Raw genomic sequence first — 2,482 nt, forward strand, 5'->3', positions numbered from 1 at the left:
CGGCCAGACCTACGGCGCCGAGCCGCTGTTGGCGCGCGCCCACCACGGCTCGGTCAGCAAGGAACAGCGCGCCCTGGTCGAAGAGGACCTCAAGCGCGGCCTGCTCAAGGCCGTGGTCGCGACGTCGAGCCTGGAGCTCGGCATCGACATGGGCGCGGTCGACCTGGTGATCCAGGTCGAGGCGCCGCCGTCGGTGGCCAGCGGCCTGCAACGCATCGGGCGGGCCGGCCACCAGGTCGGCGAGGTGTCCCAGGGCGCGCTGTTCCCCAAGCACCGCACGGATCTGATCGGCTGCGCGGTGACGGTGCAGCGGATGCTGTCCGGCGAGATCGAGACGATGCGGGTGCCGGCCAACCCGCTCGACATCCTCGCGCAGCAGACGGTCGCGGCGGCGGCGCTGGAGCCGCTGGACGCCGACCGGTGGTTCGACACGGTGCGCCGCAGCGCCCCGTTCGTGACGCTGCCCCGCAGCGTGTACGAGGCCACCCTCGACCTGCTGTCGGGCAAGTACCCGTCCACCGAGTTCGCCGAGCTGCGGCCCCGGCTGGTCTACGACCGCGACACCGGCACGCTGACCGCGCGGCCCGGCGCGCAGCGGCTGGCCGTCACCTCCGGCGGCGCCATCCCCGATCGCGGCATGTTCACGGTCTACCTCGCCAGCGAGGCGGAGAAGCCGTCGCGGGTGGGCGAACTGGACGAGGAGATGGTGTACGAGTCCCGGCCCGGTGACGTGATCTCGCTGGGCGCCACCAGCTGGCGGATCACCGAGATCACCCACGACCGGGTGCTGGTGATTCCCGCGCCGGGCCAGCCGGCCCGGTTGCCGTTCTGGCGCGGCGACGACGCGGGCCGTCCGGCGGAGCTGGGCGCCGCGCTGGGCGCGTTCACCGGCGAGCTGGCGGGACTGGACCGCGACGCCTTCGACGCCCGGTGCGCCGGCCTGGGTTTCGACGCTTACGCGACCGACAACATGTGGGCGCTGCTGGACGAGCAGCGCACCGCGGCCGGGGTGGTGCCCACCGACACCACCTTGCTGGTCGAGCGGTTCCGCGACGAGCTGGGCGACTGGCGGGTGATCCTGCACTCGCCGTACGGGCTGCGGGTGAACGGCCCGCTGGCGCTGGCGGTGGGCCGCCGGCTGCGGGAACGCTACGGCCTGGACGAGAAGCCGACCGCCTCCGACGACGGCATCGTGGTGCGGTTGCCGGACATGTTGTCTGACAACGGCGACAACCCGCCCGGCGCCGACCTCTTCGTCTTCGACGCCGACGAGATCGACCCGATCGTCACGGCCGAGGTGGGCGGTTCGGCGCTGTTCGCGTCGCGGTTCCGGGAGTGCGCGGCCCGCGCGCTGCTGTTGCCGCGCCGGCATCCGGGCAAGCGATCGCCGCTGTGGCACCAGCGCCAGCGGGCCGCCCAATTGCTGGACGTGGCCCGCAAATACCCCGACTTCCCGGTCGTCCTGGAGACCGTCCGCGAATGCCTGCAGGACGTCTACGACGTTCCCGCCCTGACGTCACTGATGGCCGGCATCGCCCAGCGCAAGGTGCGGGTTGCCGAGGTCGCGACAGACCGCCCCTCCCCGTTTGCGGCGTCCCTGTTGTTCGGTTACGTCGGCGCATTCATGTACGAGGGCGACACCCCACTGGCCGAGCGCCGGGCCGCGGCGCTGTCGCTGGACAGCACGCTGCTGGCCGAGCTGCTGGGCCGCGTAGAGCTGCGCGAGCTGCTCGACCCAGACGTCATCGCCGCGACCGGCCGCCAGTTGCAGCACCTGACCGAGGACCGGGCCGCGCGCGACGCCGAAGGCGTCGCGGACCTGCTGCGGCTGCTGGGCCCGATGACCGAGGACGAGATCGCCGCCCGCGCCGGCGGCTCCGAGGTGGGCGGCTGGCTGGAGGGCCTGCTGGGTGCGAGGCGGGCGCTGACGGTGTCGTTCGCCGGCCGCAGCTCGGCGAACTCGGTGGACGGGTACTTGCCCGACAGCAGGTCGAGGGTGGCCTCGTACACGCTGCGGGGCAGCGTCACGAACGGGGCGCTGCGGCGCACCGTGTCGAACCACCGGTCGGCGTCCAGCGGCTCCAGCGCCGCCGCCGCGACCGTCTGCTGCGCGAGGATGTCGAGCGGGTTGGCCGGCACCCGCATCGTCTCGATCTCGCCGGACAGCATCCGCTGCACCGTCACCGCGCAGCCGATCAGATCCGTGCGGTGCTTGGGGAACAGCGCGCCCTGGGACACCTCGCCGACCTGGTGGCCGGCCCGCCCGATGCGTTGCAGGCCGCTGGCCACCGACGGCGGCGCCTCGACCTGGATCACCAGGTCGACCGCGCCCATGTCGATGCCGAGCTCCAGGCTCGACGTCGCGACCACGGCCTTGAGCAGGCCGCGCTTGAGGTCCTCTTCGACCAGGGCGCGCTGTTCCTTGCTGACCGAGCCGTGGTGGGCGCGCGCCAACAGCGGCTCGGCGCCGTAGGTCTGGCCG

2 pseudogenes are annotated in these 2,482 nt (G+C 73.0%); one reads left to right on the forward strand and one right to left on the reverse strand.

From position 1 onward, the window contains the following. Positions 1–1,951, forward strand: a pseudogene (locus A9X05_RS21000) (helicase-related protein); the annotation flags it as partial. Here the strand turns inward: A9X05_RS21000 and A9X05_RS30015 are convergent. Beyond that, positions 1,942–2,482 (reverse strand): annotated as a pseudogene (locus tag A9X05_RS30015) (helicase-related protein); the annotation flags it as partial. The pseudogenes A9X05_RS21000 and A9X05_RS30015 overlap by 10 nt on opposite strands.

This window comes from Mycobacterium sp. E3298, assembly GCF_001666895.1.
Taxonomy (GTDB): Bacteria; Actinomycetota; Actinomycetes; order Mycobacteriales; family Mycobacteriaceae; genus Mycobacterium.